This is a genomic window from Natronomonas moolapensis 8.8.11, from assembly GCF_000591055.1.
Classification (GTDB): Archaea; Halobacteriota; Halobacteria; order Halobacteriales; family Haloarculaceae; genus Natronomonas; species Natronomonas moolapensis.
Genome location: NC_020388.1, coordinates 2152055 through 2170212, shown reverse-complemented (window position 1 = coordinate 2170212; position 18158 = coordinate 2152055). Strand labels below are relative to the sequence as shown.

19 protein-coding genes and 1 pseudogene are annotated in these 18158 nt (G+C 66.6%); 15 read left to right on the top strand and 5 right to left on the bottom strand.

Annotated features, from left to right (window positions below):
- Positions 1-129: 129 nt before the first annotated feature.
- The 3 genes and pseudogenes from NMLP_RS16285 to NMLP_RS10480 all read right to left on the bottom strand — a co-directional run.
- Positions 130-308: pseudogene (locus tag NMLP_RS16285) on the bottom strand (IS6 family transposase); the annotation flags it as partial.
- A gap of 23 nt (positions 309-331) precedes the next feature.
- Positions 332-952: an IS6 family transposase gene (locus tag NMLP_RS14540; protein WP_015410088.1), complete on the bottom strand. Its 621-nt coding sequence runs from the start codon at positions 950-952 to the stop codon at positions 332-334.
- A 528-nt stretch (positions 953-1480) separates the two neighbouring features.
- Positions 1481-1837 (bottom strand): MarR family transcriptional regulator, encoded by a 357-nt coding sequence (locus NMLP_RS10480; protein ID WP_015410087.1) that lies wholly within the window; start codon positions 1835-1837, stop codon positions 1481-1483.
- Positions 1838-1929: 92 nt separating this feature from the next.
- Here NMLP_RS10480 and NMLP_RS10475 point away from each other — a divergent pair, with 92 nt between their 5' ends.
- The 15 genes from NMLP_RS10475 to NMLP_RS10410 all read left to right on the top strand — a co-directional run bounded on the left by NMLP_RS10475 (position 1930) and on the right by NMLP_RS10410 (position 15546).
- A complete protein-coding gene (locus tag NMLP_RS10475) occupies positions 1930-2124 on the top strand; it encodes an antitoxin VapB family protein (RefSeq protein WP_015410086.1) in 195 nt (64 codons plus the stop codon).
- 259 nt (positions 2125-2383) lie between these two features.
- Entirely contained in the window at positions 2384-2842 is a 459-nt protein-coding gene (locus NMLP_RS10470) for a hypothetical protein (RefSeq protein ID WP_049926452.1), read from the top strand.
- Positions 2839-3309: a fla cluster protein FlaG gene (locus NMLP_RS10465; RefSeq protein WP_015410084.1), complete on the top strand. Its 471-nt coding sequence runs from the start codon at positions 2839-2841 to the stop codon at positions 3307-3309. Before NMLP_RS10470 ends, NMLP_RS10465 begins: the two co-directional genes overlap by 4 nt.
- A gap of 76 nt (positions 3310-3385) precedes the next feature.
- On the top strand, positions 3386-3844 hold the full coding sequence (locus NMLP_RS10460; RefSeq protein WP_015410083.1) for a fla cluster protein FlaG: 459 nt from the start codon (positions 3386-3388) through the stop codon (positions 3842-3844).
- A 2-nt stretch (positions 3845-3846) separates the two neighbouring features.
- Positions 3847-4461 carry a DUF7500 family protein gene (locus NMLP_RS10455; protein WP_015410082.1) on the top strand — a complete coding sequence of 205 codons (615 nt, stop codon included), beginning with the start codon at positions 3847-3849 and terminating at the stop codon, positions 4459-4461.
- Positions 4462-4556: 95 nt separating this feature from the next.
- Positions 4557-4913, top strand: coding sequence for a chemotaxis protein CheY (gene cheY, locus NMLP_RS10450; protein ID WP_015410081.1), 357 nt, complete (start codon positions 4557-4559; stop codon positions 4911-4913).
- Position 4914: 1 nt separating this feature from the next.
- Positions 4915-6111, top strand: coding sequence for a chemotaxis protein CheC (locus NMLP_RS10445; protein ID WP_015410080.1), 1197 nt, complete (start codon positions 4915-4917; stop codon positions 6109-6111).
- 3 nt (positions 6112-6114) lie between these two features.
- A complete protein-coding gene (locus NMLP_RS10440) occupies positions 6115-6609 on the top strand; it encodes a taxis cluster protein CheD (RefSeq protein ID WP_015410079.1) in 495 nt (164 codons plus the stop codon).
- Positions 6610-6733: 124 nt separating this feature from the next.
- A complete protein-coding gene (locus NMLP_RS15465) occupies positions 6734-6895 on the top strand; it encodes a hypothetical protein (RefSeq protein WP_160169595.1) in 162 nt (53 codons plus the stop codon).
- A 76-nt stretch (positions 6896-6971) separates the two neighbouring features.
- Positions 6972-7346: a hypothetical protein gene (locus NMLP_RS10435; protein ID WP_015410078.1), complete on the top strand. Its 375-nt coding sequence runs from the start codon at positions 6972-6974 to the stop codon at positions 7344-7346.
- A 64-nt stretch (positions 7347-7410) separates the two neighbouring features.
- Positions 7411-8970 (top strand): ribonuclease H-like domain-containing protein, encoded by a 1560-nt coding sequence (locus NMLP_RS10430; RefSeq protein WP_015410077.1) that lies wholly within the window; start codon positions 7411-7413, stop codon positions 8968-8970.
- A gap of 1 nt (position 8971) precedes the next feature.
- Positions 8972-11770, top strand: a complete 2799-nt coding sequence (locus NMLP_RS10425) for a DEAD/DEAH box helicase (RefSeq protein WP_015410076.1) — start codon at positions 8972-8974, stop codon at positions 11768-11770.
- An 81-nt stretch (positions 11771-11851) separates the two neighbouring features.
- Positions 11852-13123, top strand: a complete 1272-nt coding sequence (locus tag NMLP_RS10420) for a Single-stranded DNA binding protein (protein ID WP_015410075.1) — start codon at positions 11852-11854, stop codon at positions 13121-13123.
- On the top strand, positions 13120-14811 hold the full coding sequence (locus NMLP_RS10415) for a rpa-associated protein (protein ID WP_015410074.1): 1692 nt from the start codon (positions 13120-13122) through the stop codon (positions 14809-14811). The genes NMLP_RS10420 and NMLP_RS10415 overlap by 4 nt, the downstream gene beginning before the upstream one ends.
- Complete coding sequence (locus NMLP_RS10410) at positions 14812-15546, top strand: metallophosphoesterase (protein ID WP_015410073.1); 735 nt, start codon at positions 14812-14814, stop codon at positions 15544-15546.
- Positions 15547-15550: 4 nt separating this feature from the next.
- Here NMLP_RS10410 and NMLP_RS10405 read toward each other — a convergent pair whose 3' ends face one another.
- Positions 15551-16429, bottom strand: a complete 879-nt coding sequence (locus NMLP_RS10405; protein ID WP_015410072.1) for a CheF family chemotaxis protein — start codon at positions 16427-16429, stop codon at positions 15551-15553.
- Positions 16426-18156, bottom strand: a complete 1731-nt coding sequence (gene flaJ, locus NMLP_RS10400) for an archaellar assembly protein FlaJ (RefSeq protein WP_015410071.1) — start codon at positions 18154-18156, stop codon at positions 16426-16428. Before flaJ ends, NMLP_RS10405 begins: the two co-directional genes overlap by 4 nt.
- Positions 18157-18158 lie beyond the last annotated feature (2 nt).

Here is an 18158-nt window from a genome sequence, read left to right as displayed (position 1 = left end):
TATAAATTATATTAAGTTAACTTTGAGACAGGTTTTATTTATGAGTTATTGATTAGACAGTAGTTCAGATGCGTTGCTCTCCTTCATTTCGCGGATAAAAACAAACTGCTAGCGTTAGTGCGGTAGTGTTCAAATAAGCTGATTCCATGCGAAGCTAAACGATCTGAGCCACTCATCAGCAGTTTCTGCTTTGGCGTTGCTAAAACAGTTTGAGAAGCTGGTAATTCTTCGTTTTATTCTCAAAAGACATATTCAGCGCTGTTCCAATTTCTATGTTTTTTGTACTTAAAATTGAGTCCGTGTCGTCGGGTAGTGTTCAGATAAGCTGATTCTATGCGAAGGCGAAGGATCGAAGCCAATCGTCGGCGGTGTCTGCTTCGGCGTTGCTGAAACAGTTTGAAAAACTGGTAGTTCTACGTTTTATCTCTCGAAAGACACGTTCGACGCTATTCCGATTTCCATGGCGTTCATATCTGAAATCGAGGCTGTGGCGGCGGCAAGCGTCTTTCAATGAGTGCGAGCCATCGATGAGAAACACGGCGTGTTCTACGTCGTGTTTCTCGCGGAGTTCAGCAAAGAATGCGTGAACAATCACGCTTTTTATGATTGGCTCAAGCGTTGTGTATAGCAATTCGTTTGTTTCAGGATCGACAGCCGCGTACAGCCAATATTGTTTATCATTGAGCCGGATCACCGTCTCGTCAACGGCGACGTGATCCGGATTTTGACCAGACTCAGGCTGTAGATCTGCTTTCTGAACCCAATTATGCACAGTTGACCGAGCACGATTGACACCAAATAATTCAAGAATAGAAACAGTATTCGAAAGTGATAATCCAGCGAGATGGAGCTGAATACTAAGCTTCATCAGAAATCGTGGTGTCGCTTCTCGTTCAACAAACTCTAAGTCGATCTCGTCCAAATTGTCGTTGAGGCGGGCGTTTTCTGGCATAGACACTCAAAAAACGTATCGCCTCACCCTTCATCCGTATCTGAACACCGCCCTCTTAGGAGAGTTTCGTGTCGATGAGCTGCCTAGTTCCTGTAGCCACGTCTCAAGTGTTTTCGACGTAAACCAGCAGTTTCTTTATCACGAACTAGATTTAGCACGGTTCAGCCCTAGCGCGCTGCATTGCCCGATGGTCTTGTTGATTATTCTTACCGTCTGGGGTCCCCATCGGCCGCCACCTGCACGGGATAGTCGTCTGACCCGCTATCTTCACTGAGTTGAGTACGCCCCATCGCCACGTATCCGTTGCCTTGTCCTACTCCCCATCCAGCGGGCGCTTCGTGACTCTGAGCAGTTGGATTAGAGGTGTTATTATGACTTGTTGTCTTACCGCGGTCGGCAGTCATCTTCGCGATGAGTCGCTTTGCGTGCTTGGGGATTCCGTTGGAGTCGGTTGGGGATTCGACGCCCGCTTTTTTGATTTTTACGCGGTGCTGGCCCCCACCAGACGTCCCCCTGCGTGACCGCCATTCACGTCTCCTCGTCGTCTTCGACCCCCGGTCCCCATTCCTCGGGATCCTCCGGTCCGAACCGATCGGTCGCGGCCTGGGCTGCCCGCATCGAACTGAGCGTCTTTTCGACGGCCTCGTCGGCGGCGACCGCCCAGTATTCGCCTCGGTGCCGGACGAGCCCGCGGTCTTCCAGTCGAGAGAGTACGACGCCGACACTCCCGCGTGGGAGACCAGTCGCTTCGTGAATTTCCTTTGGCGTGTACGCTCGGTCGGGGGAGGCGGCGAGAAACGAGAGGACCGCCGCCGCGTTCGTGCGACCCCGAGCGTTCAACGCTTCCTCGGGATCGGTCTCGAAGCGTTCGATGTCGATCGGCATACTCGTCGGTATGTAATCTGCTGTAATAGATGTAATGATAGGTCACCTCTCGCGGCAATACGCAGTTGTATATATACACACAAACACGACGTATGGGAACGAAGACGATCGGCCTGCGGGAGGCGGTTCACGAGCGACTGAAGGCCCGCAAGCGCGAGGACGAGAGCTTCAGCGACCTCGTCGACCGACTCGTCGCGGAGCGCCGGACGGACTGGCGCGAGGGCTTCGGAACGCTCCCCGACGGCGCTGCCGAGGACCTCGAAGACGCCGTCTCCGCCGCTCGCTGACTCGCTCCTATTTATAACTCCCCTGCCTCTCCACCGCCCCGATATTCCCCGTCGTTTCGGGGGCTGAAACCGACTGCCCGATTTAGTACGACACGCGAGAAGTAATCGACGAGTGCGGCGACTGGTCTGCAGGCCAGTCGCCCACCAGCAGGTACCGCGCTCCGCGCTACTCGAATGAGCCGATTCGACGACACCACCCCGACGGACGCCGGGCCCCTCAGACGCCCGTCCGTCGATCGACGACTCTTTTATAATTGGGGTGGCCGACGTGGGCTTTAGCGTCAGCGGCTCGGCGGCCATCGTCTTCGTCGGCGTGATGGTCGCCGCCGGCATCGCCGTCCCCTCGCTGGTCGGCAGCATGGGCGCGCTGGCCGACTCGCAGGGCGAGCAAGTCGATAGAGGAATCGACGCGCTGAACACGGAGTTCGAGATCACGTCGGCGACGTACGACAGCAACAACACAGAACTGACGCTCGAATTACGGAACACCGGCAGTACGACCCTCGGTGTTAATGAGACGAGCGTGCTCGTCGACGGAACGATCCAGCGCGATGCCGATATCCAGAGCACCGACGTCGACGGGGACTCGACTGCGGCGCTTTGGCTCCCCGGCCAGACACTCACAATCGAGATAGACTACTCCGGTCCTAATCGCGTGAAGGTCGTGGCGGAGAACGGCATCGCCGAGACAGTGAGCGACGGAATCGTGGTAGTATGAGCGGCGTCTCGGCCTCCACGCTGGTGATCTTCATCGCCTCGATCCTCGTCGCCGCGGGGGTGGCCGGGACGCTCGTCGCGACCGTCGGGGACATCTCGAACTCCGCGGAGACGAAAGGCGACGCGATCACCGAGTCGATCGACGCCGACTTCGAGATCCTGAACGACGGCGGCGGGTCGAACTTCTACGACGGTACGGACACCGTTACGTTCTACGTCAGGAACACCGGATCGAACGCGTTGTTTCAGACCGGGGACGACATCAACGTGCTTATAAATGGGCAGTTCGTCCCGGCTGCGGATCTGACGATCACCTCCGTAGCGAACGACGACGGCAGCGCGGACGTCTGGGCCGAAGGCGAAGTCCTCGAAATAACAGTCGCGTTGGATAGTGGCCTCGACGCCGGCGGCAACCGCCTCAGCGTCTCGACGAAAGGCACCGAACGATCCATCGAATTCAGCGTATAGCACCCATGATCCGAACACGACACGACACGAACCGACCGACGCCGACCGCCACCCTCGCCCGAGGGGGTGAACAGGCATGAGCAGCGTCTCGGCCTCCCACCTCGTGATTTTCATCGCCAGCATCGTCGTGGCAGCAGGAGTGGCGGGCACGCTCGTCACGCAGGTCGACCGCGTCAGCACGTCGATCGTGAATCAAAACGAGGACGTCGAGGAGCGCATCGACACCGACATTCGGATCGTCAGCGACACCGGGAGTCCCGACTCCATCTACACCGGTACGGGGGCACTCACCCTCTACGTCAAGAACACCGGCGGGACCGAACTGACGCCGGACGTGGGGTCGATCGACGTGTTAATCGAGGGATCATTTAATAGCCCGGACACCGTGTCACGAGTTGACGGGCAGAACGATCGGTGGCCGCCGGGGACGGTGGTCGAGGTGACGGTCGACTCCCCCAGTCCGGCGCCCAGCGGCCCCACCCGCGTCACCGTCTCCGTCCGCGAGAACGAGGACAGCATCAGATTCACCGCGTAACCATGCCCGACGATCCAGATCCCGATTCAGACGACGACGCCCGTATCGACCCGCCGACCGGCGGCGACGCCGAGGAGGGCAAGGTGCTCTCCCCGGAGGAACTCGACCTCTCCGACAGCGAGTACGTCGAGGAGTTGGACGATTCGGGGCGCTACGTCGTCTCGCCGGGGGGCGGCCCGCCGAACGTCCCCGACTCGGCGACGGGTGGCGACGACGGCTCCGAAGGCACCCGACGCGATCCGGAGCCGAGGGGTCACGGTCCCGAACGCCCTCGGAGCCCCGAGACGGCCCGGACGCTGCTCGCCGAGGAGCTCTCGCGGTCGAACGCCCGCTACGGGCTGGACATCGTCGCCTCCTTCGAGGGCGACACCGCCCGCCACCGGACGGTCTCCGACGACGTGATCTCGACGTTCGAGGGGCTGGTGCGGTGGTACGCCAGCCACGTCACCGACGGGACGCCGCCGGACGAGGTCGTCGACATCCTGCTTCGGGAGTCGACCTTCGAGACGGCGGAGACGCCGAATCTCGCGAAGCTTTTGTCCGCCCACGACCTCGACCGCACCGACACGATCGAGGAGCTGGTCGTCGCGATCCGCGAGGAAGCGGGCGGGAGGTAGGGCGGACGGCGGGGGACCCCGACCGTTTCCGATCCGTTTCGAGCGCTGAACCCGAACATGGGTTGACGTACTCGCTGGACCAACACCGCGTAGAAATGAATGTCCTGATCGCGGACGACTCCGAGTTCATGCGAAGCCTCCTCAGAGAGATCCTAGAGGAAGAGTACACCATCGCCGGGGAGGCCGAAAACGGCGTCGAGGCCATCGAGCTGTACGACGAGAACGACCCCGACCTCGTGATGATGGACATCGTGATGCCGATCAGGGACGGCATCGAGGCGACGGACGAGATCACCGATTCGGACCCCGGCGCGAAGGTGATTATGTGTACCAGCGTCGGTCAAGAACAGAAAATGAAGAACGCAATCCAGGCCGGCGCGGAGGGGTACATCACGAAGCCTTTCCAGAAGCCGAGCGTCTTAGAGGAGATCGAGAACGTGGTGGCCGGGTAGGATGCAGATCGACATCGATTCGCTGGAGACGTACAGCCGTCTCGCCCGCGAGGGCGCACAGTCGGCCGCCGAGTCGCTCTCGGGGCTGACGGGGATCGACACCCGCGTCGAAGTGACGAACGTCTCGCTTATGTCGCCCTCGGACCTCGAGTACGAGTACCTCGGCGGGGACTTCTCGGGGGTCCGCATCGAGTTGGACGGCGCTCTCGACGGCGAGACAGTGCTCACCTTCGACGAGGCGGCCAGAGAGACCATCGCCGACGTGCTCGCGCCCGGCGCCGGCCCAGAGATGCGACGGAGTTCGATCGAGGAGGTCGGCAACATTCTGACCAGCGGCTTCATTGACGGGTGGGCTGACCACCTCGACGCGATTATCGATATCTCGACGCCGACGTATATACAGGGGGCGGGCACCGACGTACTGCCGGCGGGGACGGCCGACGCCGACGAGCAGGTGTTCGTCTTCCGGAGCAGCGTCGAGTCCGCCTCCGGGTCGCTGGATTTCCACATCCTGCTCGTCCCCGAGCGCGAGTCGCTCGTCGAGGCGCTCGACCCCACGGCGGACGACGCCATCCCCTTCGAGAAGCTCGAGGTGTTCAACGAGATGACGAAATCCGGCGCCGAGCGCGCCGCCGACAACGTCACGACGATGACGGGACTTGAGACCGACGTCGAGGTCAACCGGATGCGCTTCGTCCCGATCGACGAAGTGCCCGCGACCGTGGGCGAGCAACGCTACGTCGGGACGGTCATGGAGTACACGGGCAAGCCGAGTGGGTATCTCGTCATCCTCTTCGACCGTCCCTCCGCGGAGGCCGTCGTCGACGCGCTCGTGCCGATGGAGACGGACGGCGAGTGGTCCGAGATGGAACAGAGCGCCATGAAAGAACTCGGCAACATCATGACCAGCGGCTTCATCGACGGGTGGGCGAACGTCCTCGAGTCGTCGATCGACCACTCGCCGCCGACGTTCGTCTCCGATATGGGTTCGTCGATCATGAGTCCGGTCGTCGGACGGATGGCCCGAACCCAGGAGTACGCCTTCCTGCTCGATTCGACGATCCGAACCGACGGCGACGGCGTCTTCCGGTGTGAGCTGTTCGCGCTACCCGACGAGGCCGAGCTCAGAGAGGTGCTGGACGGCCTCCTCGTCGAACGGGCCGACAGAACGCACGTCGACCCGGACGAGGTGTTCTGAACCGTGGGTGGGGACAGGGGAACCGGAGGAGAACGAATCAAGGTCTCGATCGCGGAGTTCGCCGTCGCTTCCGCGGGCACCATCACGACGAGCGGGCTCGGGTCGTGTCTCGGGGTCGCGATCTACGACCCCGACGCAGGACTCGGGTCGTTACTCCATCCGATGTTGCCCCGCCGAGACGGCGACGACCGCCCGCCCGCCCGGTTCGTCGACTCGGGGATCGACTCGGTCGTCGACGCGCTCGACGACGCGGGCGCGGACCCGTCGTCGCTGCGTGCGAAGGTGACTGGCGGCGCCGCGGTCGTCGATTTCGGCACCGACGGCGGGGCGTCGATCGGCGACCGGAACGTTGCGGCCGCCCGCGAGGTGCTCGCCGTCCGTGGGATCGAACTGGTCGGCGAGGAGGTCGGCGGCAGTTGTGGCCGGACGATGCGCGTCGACGCCGCCAGCGGCGCCGTCGTCGTCGAACGGACCGACGGCGTCGACACGGAGTTGTAGGCGTTCTCCGGGTTCATTTTCAGTTTCACCCTCACTCTCGCGTTCAGCTTCACCATCATTTTCACTTTCACTTTCACTCCGGGCATGGCTGGCGCATTTACAGACGACGCCCGTAACGTGGAATATGTCCACCCGATCAAGCCCCCGCCCCGACGACCGCATCGGCGCTCGCGTGCTCGAGGTCAGCGACCTCCCCGTTTCTCGGATCGACGGCTGTGCGTCCGTGGCGGAGGACGTCCACTTCGAGCGCCGCGGCGGCCGGACGTTCCTCGTCACCGGCGAGTGACGGGTGCGTACCTTCGGTGTCGCCCGGCGTCCCGCCGAGCGCGCTTTTTAAGAGGACACGCGACGAATGCGGCGGCATGGAACTCGAAACCCTCCGTCCGAACCCCGCCTGGGACGCCGACTCCTACGATGAGGCCGTCGCGGCTTTCGAGGCCGTCGCCGACGACGTCGTCGTGAAGGTCTGGGGTGGCGATTGGTGCGTCGACTGCCGATCCCAGCTCCCGGACTTCGGCGCGGCGATGGAGGCCGCCGGCGTCGAAGCGGTCGAACACCGCCCCGTCGAGAAGGCCGACGACGGCTCGAAGGTCGGCCCCGGGGTCGAGGCCTACAACGTCGAGTTGATCCCGACCGTCGTCGTCGAGGACGCCGAGTCGGGGGCCGAACGCGCCCGCTTCGTCGAGGACGCCGATGTCCCGATCGTCGTCCGTCTGGCCGAACAGCTCGCCGAGTGACCCCGCGGCCCTGCCGGCGCGGACACACTTATTTCCGTCGCGGGCGTCGAAACCGACAGCACTGATGTCCGGAGCGTCGCCCGTCCGGTTGCTGTCGGTCCCCGCCGCCGCGGCCGACCGGCTGTCCGGCGCGACGCTCGCCGACGCGACCTCGTATTTCGACCCTGACGCGGTACTCCTGCCCGGGAATCGGAACGCTCGCGGGTACGCCGCCGTCCGGACCGAACTCGACGCCGTCCCGGCGATCCATCCGCAGTTGGGCCGAAACGGCGAGCGGGCGTCCCGGTACGGTCCGGGCCAGAGGGGCCTCCGGCCGGCCGAGGGCGGCGAAGCCGAAACACCGACCCTCCTCGCGATCCAGTCGGGGGCCGTCCTCGCCGACCTCCGGGGGCGCCCGGACCCGATCGCGCCCGGCGCGGACGCGACGTACCTGTTCGTCCCGGAGTTCTCCGTCGAGGCCGACCGCACTTCGCTGTGTGCGACCCTACCGTTTGCCGACGACGTGGCCGCGATCGCCGCCTCGATCGACGGCCCGCTTGCCGTGTTGGCCGGCGGCCAGCCCGCGGGCTATCACCACGTCTGGACGCTCCCGATCGACGCCTCCGCGTCGGGGAGTCCCGCGAGCGTCCCGGAAGCCGACCCGGCTCCCGACTCCCCGACGGTCGACGTTCCGGTTGTCGGCCTCGGGGCCGGCGGCGAGGGCGGGGCTGCGTTCGTCGACGTCGTCTGCGGGCCGGACGGGGTCGCGTCGGCAGACGCCATCGCCGCCGACCGCTTCGGGCTTCGGGCACTCGACGGCGTCGGGGCGGCGACGGAAGAACGCCTGGCCGACGTCGGCTGTCGAACCAGGGCCGACGTCGGCGACGTCGCGGTCGCCGAGTTGGCGACGATCGAGGGGATCGGCCGGCGCACGGCCGAGCGCCTCCACGCCCACGCCGAGGTGATCGAGACCGGCGCGCCGCTCAAACTGACGAACGAGTCGCCCGCCCCGACGCGGTCGGGGCAGCCGCCGCTGTGCCTCGATATCGAAACCGACGGTCTCTCGCCGACGATCATCTGGCAGTTCGGGGTCTATGACCCCGCGGCGGACACCTACCGGGCGTTCCTCGAGCGCACCGACCCGGCCGACGCCGCAGGCGTCCTCGGCCGCTTCGTGGAGTGGCTGCTCGGAACCCACGCCGACCGGGCGCTCCTGACGTGGAACGGGACCCGGTTCGACTACCCACAGATCGAGCGCTTCCTCCACCGGCACTACCCCCACTACGTCGAGGCCTGGACCGACGTCCGGCGGTACGACCTGTACGAATGGGCCGTCCGAGACGGCAACGCGCTGTTGCCCGGGCGGACGAACCGCCTCGGAGACGTCGCCGAGGCGCTGGGCTACGAACCGCGCGAACGGGGACTCTCCGGCGCCCGGACCGCGGCCGCGTACCGACGCTTCATGCGACGACCTGACGACCCGGCGGCCGAACCCGACTGGGCGCGGCACGAGCGGTACTGCCGGGACGACTGCGAGGCGCTTTGGCACGTCTACGAGGCGATCGAGAGCGCCGACCGCCGGGACACGACCGACAGCGGGTCGGGCGGTGCGAGCGGTCGACAGAGCGGACTGACGGAGTTCTGATATGCGCGACAGCGACACACGACCGACCGACGGCGACCGACTGCTCGAAGCGTTTCCGCGCGCCGGACTCGGACCGGACTCGGCGTCCGCGTCCGTCCTCACTATCCCCGCCCGCGAAGCCGAAACAGTCCCGGCTGAGACGGTCTTGGACTCGGTCCTCGCGGACCGGTACCCCTTCGAGCTGTACAGCCATCAGGCGGCCGCCCTGCGGGCGCTCCGGGCGGACGAGCACGTCTGCGTGTCGACCTCGACGGCCAGCGGCAAGACCCACGTCTACGGCGTCGAGATCGCCAGACGGCTGCTCGACGCCGGCGTGCTCGCCCCCGACGGAACCCGGGCCGCGGACCGCAACGAGGGGGCGACCGCGCTGTGTCTCTACCCGACGAAGGCGCTGACCAACGACCAACGCGACGCGCTCGACGCGCTGTACGAGGAACTGGGGCTCGATATTCGCGTGCGGGTGTACGACGGCGACACGCCGACCGCCGAGCGGCGGTCGATCCGCGAGGACGCCGACGTCGTCCTGACGAACGTCCAGGCGCTGAACGTCTACCTCGAGCACCACGACCGCTGGAGCCGGTTCTACAGCGCCCTCGAGGTGGTCGCCGTCGACGAGTCCCACACGTACACCGGGGTGCAGGGAATGCACGCGGCCTGGATCCTCCGGCGGCTCGAACGGGTCCTCGAGTACTGGGGCGGCGACCCGACGTACGCGCTCGCGTCGGCGACGGTCGGCAACCCGGCGGCCCACTCGGAGGCGCTGCTCGGCGCGCCCGTGACCGTCGTCGACGACGACGGCTCGCCGCGGGGAGCCCGGGACGTCGTCCTCTGGAACCCGCCGCCGCGCGAGCGCTCGGACGGGATGTCGAGCGAAACTGCCTCTCCGGCGGGCGACGGGGCGACGACCGGAGAGGCCTCCTCGACGGGCGACAGAGACGTGGAATCGCGCGTCGACGACGGCGTCGCCGACCGCGTGCCCGCGAGCGTCGACGCGCCGAAGGTGTTCGGCCACCTCGCCGACGACGTCGGGACGCTCCTGTTTTGCCCGAGCCGCAAGCTCACCGAGTTGAGCGTCCGGCGGGCGAACGCCCACGTCCAGGCGAACCCGCGAACCTACGGCGAGGCGGCGACGGCGCGGATCGCGCCCTATCACGCCGGCCTCGGGAAGCGGACACGACACGCGCGCGAGACGGAGTTCAAAACCGACGCGTTGTGCGGCCTCGCGACGACCTCGGCACTCGAACTCGGCATCGACATCGGCTCTCTGGAGGCGACGGTGTTGATGGGATATCCCGGCCAGCGGCAGTCCTTCCGTCAGCGGATCGGCCGGGCGGGACGGGGGACCGACCGCAGCCTCGCCGTGTTGGTCGCCGACCACCGGACGCTGGATCAGTACGTCGTCTCGAACCCCGAGTACCTCCTCGAGTCCGACGTCGAGGACGCGGTCGTCGACACCTCGAACGACGCCGTCTTCGCCAGCCACCTGCTGTGTGCGGCCGACGAGATCGCGCTCGGGACCGACGACTTCGGGTCGTTCGCTGACGCCGACCGGCTCCGGGCCGGGATCGAGATGTGGCGCCGCGCCGGCAAACTCGAGGGTCATCGAGAAGCCGCCGTCCACTACGTCGGGCCGCCGCGACCCCAGACGGACGTGAACGTCTACGGGACGGACGGGACCGACTACCGGCTGACGCTCGCCGACGGCGTCGACCGCGACCGCTGGGGCCTCCCCGAGGAGTTAGACCTCGAACCGGTCGACCGGAACCGCGCCGCCCGCGACTACCACGAGGGGGCGGTCCGGCTCCACAGCGGCCAGCAGTTCGAGGTCGTCGCCGTCGACGAGTCGCGCCCGACCCCGGTGATCGAACTCGTGCCCGTCGACGTCGACTACTACACCCGGACCCGAACCGACGTGAACGTCGTCGACGCCGACGCCGAGGAATCACGCACGGTCAACGGGTTCGACCTCCACTTCGGCCGCGGGACGGTGCTCGTCCACCACGACGCCTACGATCGGGTGTCAATCGGCAACAGCGAGACCGTCGATGCCGGGATCCCGACCGGGACGGACCCGATCGCGATGGAGACACAGCTCTGCTGGGTCGAGGTCCCGAAAACGATCGAGCGGACGCTGGTCGAGACGTACCGCGACTACGGCGTCGAGACGGGCGTCGACGCCGACGCGGCCGACCCGCCGCATCTCGGCTACGTCGCCGGGCTGCACGCCGCCGAACACGCTACGATACAGACCGCGCCGCTGGAGTTGCGCGTCGACAAGGGCGACCTCGGCGGACTGGCGACGCTGGTGTTGGACTCGCACTACGCCGCCGACGGCGCTGGATCGGCCCGGGACCCCGACGGCTCGGAGGCGGTCCGACGCGTCGCCGCGAGTGACTCGGTCCCCGACCCCGGTTCGGTCCCCGAATCGCTCCGGGCGGCCGAGCACGAAATCGACGCTCGGAGCGGCCGCCTCGACGGCCCGCCCGCCTCGGGGTGGTTTATATATGACGGGGTCGAAGGCGGCCTCGGTTTCGCCCGCGCGATCTACGAGTCCTTCGAGTCGCTCGCGGTCCGCGCCCGCGATCAGCTCCGCGAGTGCCGCTGTGGCCGGCCGAACGGTTGCCCGGCGTGCACGTTCGACGAGAACTGCGGCAACGACAACCGGCCCCTGCTCCGGGCCTCGGCGATCGACATCCTCGAACTCCTGCTGGGCGAGGCCTCGATCGAGTCCTTCGACGCGTACGACGGCGCGCGTGGGGCCGGATCGGAGACGCGTCGCCCGGCGTTGTTTTACTCCTGAATCGATCGGTCCCGACGGTGGGTTTATAAACCCCGCCGGGCGTCACGAACCCTTTTGCCACGGGGCGACGAACCGTCCGGTATGAGTCTCGACGACGCGGCCGAGGAGCTCGCCTCCACCCTCGGCGTGGACAAAACGGAGGTCAAGGCGGATCTCGAGAAGCTCGTCTCGTACTCGGTGCCGATGGACGAGGCCAAACAGAGCCTGCGCCGCAAGTACGGCGACGGCGGGCCGAGCGGCGGCGGGACGCCCTCGGAGACGGACATCGCCGACATCACGCCGGAGTCGGGCAACGTGACTGTCTCGGCGCGGGTGTTGACCGTCGGCAAGCGGTCCATCCAATATGAGGGCGACGAGCAGATCATTTTCGAGGGCGAGCTCGCCGACGAGTCGGGGCGGATCTCCTACACCGCTTGGAACGACTTTTCGTTGTCGTCGGGCGACACGATCACCGCGGGCAACGCCGGCGTCCGCGAATGGGACGGGGAGCCGGAGTTGAACCTCGGTGGGTCGACAACGGTGACCGTACGCGAGGACCCACTCGAGGTCCCCTACCCGGTCGGCGGCGAGCGCGACCTCATCGAGCTCGAAGCGGGCGATCGCGGTCGAACGATCGAGGTCCGGGTTCTCGACGTCGAGCGCCGGACGATCGACGGTCGGGACGGCGAGACGGAGATCCTCAGCGGTGAGGTGGGCGACGAGACGACGCGGCTCCCCTTCACCGACTGGGCTCCCCACGACGAACTCACCGAGGGCGCGTCGGTGCGTCTGGCGGACGTCTACGTCGACGAGTTCCGCGGCGTCCCCTCGGTGAACGTCACGGAGTTCTCGTCGGTCGCCCCCGTCGCCGCCGTCGACGTCAGCGACTCCGCGACCGAGTTGTCGGTACGGGAGGCGGTCGCCTCGGGCGGCGTCTACGACGTCCTCCTGACGGGGAACGTCATCGAGGTCCGGGACGGCTCGGGGCTCATCCAGCGTTGTCCGGAGTGTGGCCGCGTCGTCCAGAACGACCAGTGTCGCACCCACGGCCAGGTCGACCCCGAGGACGACCTGCGCGTGAAGGCTATCCTCGACGACGGTACCGACACCGTCACCGCCATCCTCGACCGGGAGTTGACCGCCGAGGTCTACGGCGGCACCCTCGAGGACGCCCTCGAGCACGCCCGCGACGAGATGAACCGGGACGTCGTCGCCGACCGGATCGCGACCCGACTCGAGGGCCGGGCGTACCGCGTCCGGGGGTCGCTGTCGGTCGACGAGTACGGCGCGAATCTCAACGCCTCCGAGTTCGCCGAGAGCGACGCGGACCCCGAGGCGCGCGCGGCGGCCTTCCTCGCGGAGGTGAAGGGATGAGCGACTCCGAATCCGGGTCCGGGTCCGCCCCCGGCCGCCGGGAAGTCGCCTACCGGCTCTTCGCCGTCGAGTTCGACGATTCGGAGCGCTCCTACAGCGAGAGCAACGAGGAGCGCGCCCCGAACTACGTCGTGACGCCGACCGGCGCGCGGGTCAACCGCCTCTTCGCCATCGGCGTCCTCACGGAAGTCGACGACGTGAACCCCGAGATGGTCCGGGGCCGACTCGTCGATCCGACGGGGGCATTCGTCACCTACGCCGGGCAGTACCAACCCGACGCCCTGGCGGTCCTCGAGCGCGCCGACCCGCCCGCCTTCTTTTCGCTCTCGGGGAAGGCCCGAACGTACGAACCCGACGACGGCGACCGGATCTACAGCTCGGTTCGCCCCGAGACGGTGAGCGAGGTCGACGCCGAAACGAGGGACCGGTGGGTCGTGACCGCCGCCGAGCGCACGCTCGAGCGGATCGGCGTGATGGCCGCCGCGATCGAATCGGGCCTCGTCGGCGATCAGCTTCGGGCCGCGCTCGCCGAGGCCGGCGTCGACGACCGACTGGCCGACGGCGTCGCGCTCGCGGTCGACTACTACGGGACGACGCCGGCGTACCTCGCCGATCTCAGGCGGGTCGCCCTCGAGGCCGTCGCGGTCGTCGCCGGCGAGCGCGAGGCGGTCTCCGAGCTCGAACTCGCGCCGGGGGAGGGAACCGGCGACGCGGGCGAGCTGGCGACGGTCGATCTCGCCGGGGCGCCGACGCCGGAGAGCGCGGCGGCCGCGGCCGGCGTGGGGGACGACGGATCCGACGCCGCCGATGCCGGCGCGGAGCCGGACGCGGGTGTGGAACCGGAACCGGAACCCGATCCCGACCCGACGTCCGAAACGGAGCCGGGACCGGAAACCGGTGTTGGGACGGATGCCGAACCGGAAGCGACCGCGGAGACGGCCGCCGATCCAGGACCGCCGGCGGACGCCGATACGACCGCGGAACCGGCGTCGATGTCGGATGCGGCGGCGGACTCGGAGCCGACGACGCCGTCCGAGCCCGGGTCTGAGCCGACCCCGGAAACGGGATCGGATCCCGGCGCGGAATCGAGCCTCGGGGCGGGCACGGATGCCGCCGACCCACTCGACGGTCCGACGCCGGACCCGGAGCCCGTCGGCGACGACGCGCTCAGTGATCCCGAGGACGTCGATCCCGGCGAGTTCGAGCTCGACGAGTCCGAACGCCAAGCGGTCGAGGAGGAGTACGGGACGGAGTTCTCGACCGCCGACGAGGTCGAACCGGCCGACATCGAACCCGAGGGGGCGGGGACGGCTCCCGACGCCGAGCCGGACACCGGGACCGACGCCACCGGGACCGACGCCACCGGGGTCGACGGGGAACCGGGCGAGCCCCACACAGCAGAAACGCCCGCCTCCGAGAGCGCGGGGGGCGATACCCCCGAAGCGGAAGCGGCCGGCGACGCCGAGCCCGACACACCGGCCGACGCCGAACCGGTCGACCTCGACGAGGCCGTCGTGGCGACGATGGGCGACCTCGACGACGGCGAGGGGGTCGACCGCGACGAGCTCGTCTCGGCGGTCGCCGACGCACGCGGGGTCGCCCCCGCCGACGTCGAGGACGCGATACAGGACGCGTTGATGAGCGGGCGGTGTTATGAGCCCTCGGACGACACGCTGAAGCGGATCTGAATGCTCGATCCGGTCCCCGACGAACCCGCCGCGGTCGCGGACTGCGGCGACGAGCGCGCCCTCGTGATCGCTGATTACCACGCCGGCATCGAGGTCGGTCTCCGGCGCGACGGCGTCGAACTCGATAGCCACGCCGCGAACCGCCGCGAACGGCTACTCGCGCTCTTGGCCCGCGTGTCGGTCGATCGGGTGGTGTTCCTCGGCGACCTCGGCGACGCAATCGGGACCGCCGGGCGCGAAGAGCGAACGGAGCTTCGGACCCTACTAGATCGTGTCGCAGCCGAGTGCCCCGTAACCGTCGCGAAGGGCAACCACGACGGCGGTATCGAGGCCGTTACCGACGGGATCGGCAACGTCGAGGTCGCCGACGGCGACGGCGTTCGGATCGGCGACGTCGGCTTCTGTCACGGCCACACTTGGCCCGCGGATCGAGTCGCCGCCGCGCCGTTGGTCTGTGCCGCCCACGAGCACCCCCTCGTCCGGCTGACCGACGCGGTCGGCGGGTCCCGGACCGAGCGCGTCTGGCTCCGGGGACGGCTCGATCCCGCGGGGTTTTCCGGCTACGACGCGGTCGGGGATCGGCTCGTCGTCTGCCCGGCGTTCAACGACCGTTCGGGCGGCTCGGCGGTGAACGAGGACGAGGGCTTCCTCTCGCCGTTTCTGCCCTCCGGCCTCCGGGATGGGGAGGCGTACCTGCTGGACGGCACGCGGCTCGGTCCCTACGGGCGGGCGTGACGGCTCATATATTGACGTCCTCGACCCGCTGGGTCACCACGACCTGGCCGTGAGTCGTCAGGGAGATCCCCGCCGGGTCCTCCTCGATCAGGCCCTTCTCGCGCAGCGAGTTCACGACGTTGGTGGCCCGGGCGGCGTCGCCGTCGAGGACGCTCGCGAAGTCGATGTCGCCCCCGGTGGCGTAGACCGCGACGAGAAGCTGCGTCTCGGGTTCGCTGAGGTTGATGTCGGCGACCGCCGAGAGCAGTTGGCCGTACTCGATCCGGAGGAACCGCCCGAGGAGGTTCAACCGACGCGTCGAACTCGGCGCGACGAGCGACATCGTCACCTGGCCGTCGTCGGCGTGTCTGACCAGGAGCGTCGGGCGCTCGGTCCCGTCCGGGGCGCGCTCGGTGCGCTCGAAGCCGACGACGTTCGTGATGTCGATCCCGACCGTCCCGGCCCTGGTCTCGAACGCGACCCGCTCGGACGTGATCGAGAGCTTCGCGGTCCGGACCGGGCTGTCAGCCACTCGTCCGCCGACTCTGGCCGGGTGTTTGACCCGCGCTTTCGTCCCGTTGAGGAGGCACTTAAATAGGACCGTCTGGAACTTCGCCATCGTTTCGTCGCCCCCCTCGATGAGGAGGGTCTCGACGCTATCGTTTTCTCGGTACCCTACTGTGACGGTCGAATCGAAGAGGTCACGCAGGTTCGGCGGGACGTTGCCGACGACGACGTCGACGACGGACGACAGCGGCACCGCGATCCGGTCCTCGCCGGCGACGACGAGCCGTTTTTGACTCATCACGACGCGAGCGCGTTCGGGTTCGTCGCCGACGCCCGTCTTCGGGTTCCGGGCGAACCGGCCGACGAAGTCCGCAACGGCGCGTTCCTCCCCGCTCATAGGTCTACATCGAGGAGCATGCTGATCAGCGATTCGGTCGCGACAGCGGTCAGACAGCCGACCCAGATCAACCCGACGAAGTGCAACAGCGCATTGCCGTAGTGGCCGCCGTCGGCGGTCCGGATCGTCAACGAGGAGACGACCGCGTTGAACAACAACACGAGGAACAACAAATACCGCAACAGCGGGACGTTGTACATCTCGGTGTGGATGAGCTGGCCGAAATCGACCGCGCCGCTGCCGACGTCGATGTCGAACCCGGCCATGATCACCGCGATCTCGAGGCCGGTAAAGAAGGCGAACGCCGACGCGGCACTGATCCCGTACAGCAGTCCGACGAGCGTCACCGCGACCTGTCGGCGGCGCTCGCGGAGCTGTGCGAGTTCGTTCATGTTCTTGCTTATCAACTCCCCGAGCAGCTTCGGGTCCCCGCCCATTTCGCGGCCGATGAGATACATCTCGCTGAACTTCTGGATCACGTAGGAGTTGGTGTCCTCGGCGAAGTACCGCCAGGCGCTCTCGGTGTCGAGCCGCATGTTGAGGCGGCGATAGAGGTCGTCGAGGTTCTCGGTCAGCGCCCCGAAGTCCTTCTTCCGAAGCGTCCGCAACACCATCGACGTGGTCGACTGTTTCGCGCTCTCGCTGGCCCCGAGCGCCCTGATGAAGCTCGGAAACTCCTCGTCGCGGTCGATGATCGCCCGCTCCTGCCGGCGGAAGACGAACGCCGGAAATAAAAACGGCAGCGTCGGGATCGCCAGATACAGCGGCTGCGGGATGGCTCCCATCGGAACCAGCGTCGGAAACGGCGCGACGCCGAACGTGCTCGCGAGCATCGAGAGGACGACGAGCGAGAACAGCCCAACGGCGACCGCGGAACTCCCCACGAGGAGCTGCTTCGAACGCGTCCGGTAGCCCTCCTCGACGTACCAAAGCGGGTCGTAGGGGACGATCGCGCGGATGACGAGAAAAAAGCCCAGCTGGACGAAGACGAACATGGCGATGACCGCCGCCACCGTCCACGTCGGGTTCGTCCCCGTCAGGATCGGGAGAACGACGGCGAAGACCAGCGCGAACGTCATCGACAGCACCATCGACAGGTACAGGTCCTTCATCACGTCGAGGTTCTCGAGGGACTGCTCGTAGATCGTACTGTAGTTTTCGATTATGACGCTTTGCTCCTCGAAGAGGAAATCCGACATCTCCTGGCCTGCGCCGAGGGTGTAGGCGAGTCGGTCATAGAGGTCGGTGAGAGAATCGCTCGGAACCTGCTTGGCACGGCGGCGCAGGGCGTCGTCGAGGCTCTGATTCCAGGTGTCGACCAACTGGACGATCCGGCGGTTCTCGACGGTGAGTTCGCCGTACTCGTCCTCGTTTGCGAGTTTCCGGAACACCTCCATCCGGTCGATGTTCGTCGTCGAGAGGACCGTCATGTGTGTGACCATCAGGTGAAACCGATTTTCCATCCCGATACGGCGGCGGTCGACCGCGACCTTTGGGTACGCGACGCCGGTCACAAGAAACACCAGCCCGAGCACCGGCAACAGCAACCGAACGAGAAACAGCGTCGGCCAGGCGATCGCGAGGGCGACCGTCCCGACGAAGAGGACCGTCGTCGGGAGAAGCACCGTAAGCACGTACCGCCGCGTGTCCATCTCCATCCGGTCGTAGGCGTCGAGAATCGATCCGGCGAGTTGGGTCGCCTGGGCGGTGCGTCCGGCGGTACCCACAG